A 5,855-nucleotide genomic window follows, 5' to 3' on the forward strand; every position below is an offset into this window, starting at 1 on the left:
ACAAAGCACACAAGGTTTATCCCTACCTGCTGCGTGATATCGATGTCACTTATCCAAACCAAGCTTGGGCGATTGACATCACGTACATCCCCATGGCGAAGGGGTTCCTGTATCTGGTGGCCATTATCGACTGGTATAGCCGCAAAGTACTGGCTTGGCGCTTGTCGAATACGATGGATACAAGCTTTTGCATTGAGGCTCTCGAAGACGCACTGCAACACTACGGGCCGCCCGATATCTTCAATTCAGATCAAGGCAGCCAGTTTACTAGCGCTGAGTTTACTCAGAGATTAATCGACCATGATGTACGGATAAGCATGGATGGGAAAGGACGCTGGGTCGACAACGTGTTCATCGAGCGATTATGGCGTAGCTTGAAATATGAGGAGGTTTACTTAAAAGCCTATACCACCCCCCGAGAAGCTGAACTTGAAATCGGCCACTACATGGTGTTCTATAACGAAGAGCGTAACCATCAGGGACTCAATGACCTTACTCCTGATGAAGCCTACTTCGGCAGGCAAAGATACGCAGCATGAGCGGGATCAAACACTTAAAAAATTAGCTTGTGTGTCCAACCAATGGGGTCCACTTCTTTGTTACCACTCAAGGCTGCGCCCTGATGGGTTAAGTCTTTCGCTATGTCTACCTTGCCATATCGGGACAATGACGTTTCATTGCGGTTTTGGGTCGCTGCCAGCGTAATGTCATTGCCTGCGGCGAGTGCCAGTGTGTCACCAGCAACGAGTGAGGATGCCTGAACGTCAATGTCATTATTGGCATTCAGTGTCAGGTTGCCGCCTGCAGAGACATGGCTGGCAAGTGTGGAAGTCTCAAGGTCTGCGCTTTGTTTGTAGGCGCCATCAAAGCTGTCATAAGTACGCAGCTCTCCGGCTGCAATCACTATGTTTTCTCCGGCGTTCAAGCTGGCATTTTCGCCGGCTTTCAATTCAGCAGCGGTATTGTTAATGGACTTTCCTGCATTCAGGGTCAGATTACCGCTCGCCTGAATGCTGGCCATATCACCGACTTCCGTCTGGGTAGTGACAATGTCGCTGGCATGGGAATTTGTGGTCACTGTGCCGTCTTTGCGCACAGATTGCTGCTGCACAAAGGTCTGGTTAATGATGTTGCCACTTTCGCTGGTAAGGCTGACGTTATCACCGGCGATCGAACCACTGATATTGCGGATATCGTTTTTCGCTATCAGCGTCGTATCAATGCCTGCTAACAGTTCACCGGCGACATTGTTGATTTCATTCTGGCTGATCAGGGAAAGGTTATTGTCAGCGTGGATGCTGCCGCTGTTGGTGATGTCGCCTGCCTCGACACGCACAGTATTACCTGATACCGAAGCAATCTGGGCAAGGTTGCTTTCATCCACATTGGCAAGATAAAGCTTGGGCGCCAGTACCTTGTGACCGTTTACCAGAATGGGCTCATACCACACCATGCTGTGGGTCAACTGGTTAATTTGATTGGCCGTCAGCGCAACACCTGGGGTTAAGTTATACGCGGCGGTCTGCATGGTTGCGCTGTCGAGCAGTTGTTTCATTTGCTCAAGGTTGCCGCCGACATCAGCGGTCAGGTATCGCTTGCCGGTTTGTTCGAAAATCGCCTGAGAGATAATACGGGTGTCGTAATACGCATCGCCCGAAAACGAGGACAGTCACCTCAAGAAAAAGTGAAACCAGTCAGTTTCACTTCAATGAGTGGAACACCATAAATCGACGAACCCGAGGCGACGACTCCCTCAACCCCATGTAGTTTTGGGAAATACCAATCTATCGGCTTCTTCTATGACGACAGCACGTTCATCACTGATCAATGTATCGGTAACACCCTACTATCACTGTGTTTCCCGTTGCGTTAGACGGTCATTTCTTTGTGGCTATGACAAACACACTGACAAGAACTTTGAGCACAGACGCGAATGGATAGAAAAACGTCTGCTGATGCTCGCAAAAATATTCTGCATCGATGTCTGTGCATACGCCATTATGAGCAATCACTATCACGTCGTTTTGCACATCAATCTCGAAGACGCAGAATCATTATCATTGGAAAACGTTGCTGAACGTTGGCTGTCATTGCATTCAGGCCCGGTGTTGGTGAACCGCTTTATGTGCGGTGACAAGCTTTCTGAGGCCGAGAACGAGCGTTGTGAAGAGATAATCCAGTGCTGGCGGGAACGATTGACCAGTATCAGTTGGTTTATGCGTTTGCTCAATCAATACATCGCTTCTGAAGCTAATAAGGAAGACCAATGCACAGGACACTTTTGGGAAGGCCGCTTTAAAAGCCAAGCGCTGCTTGATGAAAAAGCACTGGCCGCAGCCATGGCGTATGTAGATTTAAACCCTGTTCGTGCAGCCATTGCCGAAACACCAGAGCAATCCGCGTTTACCTCCGTCAAAGCAAGGATTGAAGCGTTAAGAAAAGAGCAACACACCGCGCCCTGTCTTTTCCCTTTTGTGGGCAATCCACGCGAGCCCATGCCAAGTGGCATTCCCTTTCGATTAATGGATTATCTGGCGCTTATTGACTGGACAGGAAGGCAATTCAGAGACAACAAACGTGGCCAAATTGACAGTACTTTACCGCCTATTCTCTCCAGGCTCGGCTTTGAACCCAGTGATTGGTTAAAGGCTTGCACCCAAATCGAGTACGGCAGTCTAGTGGGCAGTGACATTGCCATTAAAGCTGCATTACCCCAACTAAACCGGAAGCGCATATCAGGGCTTAGAATGCCTGGCGGCTAAACCTTCTCCTTAACCCCCATGTAATCCAATCACAGGCAATCGCCTGTTTTTGTGCTGTCTCCCGTTTCCAGATTTTGTCAGATTTGATGCGAAATTTAGCGGCCTGAGTCGCTTGAGTGCCTTTCTGACAAAGCAGTCTTTATAAAAACAGATTATCGACAGGTTAATGGTCGTCTTTCTCTAATGGTGACTGTCCTAGTAAGTTCACCCCCAGACTGAGAACTAAGGTGATATTTTCAAACAGTTGCAACTGAGCATTGTGTTCACCACGCTCTGGGGACACGGGTCTTTGGTTGCTTTCTTAGAGTGTGTGTCCCGTTAGTTTGCTGTCTCCCGTTTACAGATTTTGTCAGATTTGATGCGAAATTTAGCGGCCTGAGTCGCTTGAGTGCCTTTCTGACAAAGCAGTCTTTATAAAAACAGATTATCGACAGGTTAATGGTCGTCTTTCTCTAATGGTGACTGTCCTAGTAAGTTTTAGCATTGTGGCTAAAAACAGCGTCAAACATAGAGGTTGGAAATATGGTCGGTTCCGAAACGTCCATCAAAGCAGCCTTGCCGCTTCTTCAGCGTCAAAGGGCATCGGGTCTGCGCCTGCCTGACAGTTGATCCCTCTTTATTCTGCTATTTTCTGTCAATCAGGCCTGAGCCTGATGTTTTTGTTGCTTGAAATCTGGATAAATCGTAACGAGCGTCATCCAGACTGAGAACTAAGGTTAGATTTTCGAACACTGGCGACTGAATATCGTGTTTACCACGCTGTGGGGATTCGGCTCTTTGGCTTCTTTCTTAAAGTGTGTGTCCCTGTTAGTTTTCTCCTGTTAGTTCTTTTCTAATCAAAGAAACGAGCCTGGATATATGTCAGTACTGACCTTCCCTTAAGGGGAATGAAAACCTGAACATCAATGCTGAACACAGTGGTAAAAAGAACGTCAATATCGTCTCGCTACGCGAAACGACAAGAGCGTTTTGGCTTGACGTTAAGGGAGCGTCCATATATGTCCCTGTTAGTTTCTCTATTTAAAGAATATAGATATGTTATTTACAACTCCGTTACTAATTTCTATAACAACAGTTGAGCCGTCAACAACATCAGCTTTTATTGATAGAACACCTCTAGTATCTGTTAAATTTCCTTCAACATAAACAAGATACTTGCCTCCAGCCATAATAGGAAAATGATTTCTAACCTTTTCAGCCTCTTTGTCGTCATCCCTAAAATACTCTAAGTCATCATCTAGAGATTTAATGATTAACACATCGTCAGTGTCTATCGTTATGCAACAATTATTCATATTAAACCTATTTTAATCTAACAGCTGAACCGACAAATCGTTTATTAAATGATTCTAAAGTCTCGTAATAAACACCGCCATTAATTTTTCCGGCTGGATCTCGAATAGCGACTACATCTATACCATTACGCTTAGTGATACCATCTACTACAACATAATGAAAAGTATTATCTCCTGTCTTAACCGTTGCTATAGCTGGCTTACCATTTGATGTCCAAGATTTTAACTGACTGATTTTTACACCACTGTTATATGTTGTTGATTTAACGCCATTGTCAGAGCAAACTTTTTTCAAGGTAGTAAGGTAGGTTCCGCCATCAACATCAGGGGGACGTTTAGCAATAATATCGGTGACAGCTATGGGATTCCCTTGAGTGTTTAAAACCATGCCACAGGAGTGTTGACCACAGGTTACAGAGCCATTGGGTTGAATTTGAATACTTCCCCGATCATTAGTTCTGACGATAGGGCTTCCGGATGAGTCAAGGGGTTGTTGGGCAGTCCATTTCGTATTGCCTCCTGCTATATTCGCCTCTGGGATCAAGCCGACTGCACCAACCTTCACCAAACCATAAGTCTGGCCAGCAACCGCTGTTGTGGCCGAGATGTAGAACTTAGAAACTTCTTTCTTTGCTTCGTGAGAGGTGATTTCCCCACTAGCCTCTCTGGAAGCAATGTCTGCCATGTAGCTATCCAATGCACCGTCTGGGTCTGAAATTGTCCCTTTGATGTTCAGGTACATCGCTTCCAACTGCTGCTGTGCCTGTTCATCCCCTGCAAGCGCAGATGCTGCAGTAACAGCCAAACCAGCCAACTCTGGCACACTTTCAAGGGTTCCCAGCAGTGCATCTGAAGGCAGCTCCATCAGAGCGCCGGTAGCAGCCACCTCCCAAGGACGAGATTCAGACTCGCCGTATTTAGTACTTATATCTAAATATTCAGACAGGGTTCCGTCCGTCACCGCCTCATCTTTGTCGTAGGTGTTAAATGCCTCCACCACTTTTGCTGACTCGAGGTTGCAATCAGGCCCTCCACCACTTTGGCAAGCCGATTTATAGTCCTCATCCCTCTTGGTGTCCGTCTTGTTCAGTGCAATGAGCTCTTTCTGTTTAGATACAAACTCATCGGTCGCACGACAATCGGCACTTGTGCAACGTAGAAGGAAGTCCGTTAACTCAACTTTTCTTTGAGCTTCAGTTTGTGTGAGATAATAATCAACCTTCGCATACCCAACTTTGTCCGCCTTTTGAGTCCCATCGAACACAGACTGACTGTTGGCGAGGCTGTTAGAAAACTCGGCAGTACTGGTGCTGGCCAATTGATTGCCCGTTGCCTGATCAACCCGTTTTTCGAGTTGACCACCAAACATCTGTGACAAGGCCTCTTGAGTCTCATCATTCGCGCCACCTTCTTGTAAGGTCTTGCTCTCAATGAGTTCTTGACCTAACGAATTGACATGAAGTGTTTTCGCACCTTCGATGTCAATGAAGATATCGCCATACTCACTGTTATTCGCATCAATAACGGTCACACCGTGGACGTCTTTGCTGGCGTTATCAGCTAAAGATGTACTGGTCGTCTTTGAAGCGTCATACAAGCCGATGTCAGTAAGTGCAAGGCCAAACTTTTCTTGAGCCAAGTGACCAAGGTCTTGCATAGCCTGAGCATACAAATCACCATCACCACTGGTTAACCCGGCAAGAATATGCGCGTTTTCAGGGTCTCGGATAAGCTGGTTTTTAAGCTGTGTGCCGACGGCATTGTTGTGCAGCGCACTCCAGAAACTCAGTAAGCCAAC

The 5,855-nt window shown here is 46.6% G+C and carries 5 protein-coding genes; 2 read left to right on the forward strand and 3 right to left on the reverse strand.

Annotated elements, in window-relative coordinates; genetic code table 11:
* Positions 1 to 539: IS3 family transposase (locus GMA8713_RS24905; protein ID WP_062705098.1), on the forward strand; the 539-nt coding region annotated here is incomplete at its 5' end.
* A 14-nt stretch (positions 540 to 553) separates the two neighbouring features.
* Here GMA8713_RS24905 and GMA8713_RS24910 read toward each other — a convergent pair.
* Positions 554 to 1,555 (reverse strand): hemagglutinin repeat-containing protein, encoded by a 1,002-nt coding sequence (locus tag GMA8713_RS24910; RefSeq protein ID WP_062715282.1) that lies wholly within the window; start codon positions 1,553 to 1,555, stop codon positions 554 to 556.
* A 244-nt stretch (positions 1,556 to 1,799) separates the two neighbouring features.
* Between GMA8713_RS24910 and GMA8713_RS24915 the strand changes: the two genes are divergently transcribed.
* Positions 1,800 to 2,762 (forward strand): transposase, encoded by a 963-nt coding sequence (locus GMA8713_RS24915; protein WP_062715284.1) that lies wholly within the window; start codon positions 1,800 to 1,802, stop codon positions 2,760 to 2,762.
* Between the two features lie 1,016 nt (positions 2,763 to 3,778).
* Here the strand turns inward: GMA8713_RS24915 and GMA8713_RS24920 are convergent.
* Positions 3,779 to 4,021, reverse strand: coding sequence for a hypothetical protein (locus tag GMA8713_RS24920; protein WP_157515782.1), 243 nt, complete (start codon positions 4,019 to 4,021; stop codon positions 3,779 to 3,781).
* 43 nt (positions 4,022 to 4,064) lie between these two features.
* Positions 4,065 to 5,855: DUF6862 domain-containing protein (locus GMA8713_RS24925; protein WP_232314569.1), on the reverse strand; the 1,791-nt coding region annotated here is incomplete at its 5' end.

This window comes from Grimontia marina, assembly GCF_900060185.1.
Classification (GTDB): domain Bacteria; phylum Pseudomonadota; class Gammaproteobacteria; order Enterobacterales; family Vibrionaceae; genus Enterovibrio; species Enterovibrio marinus.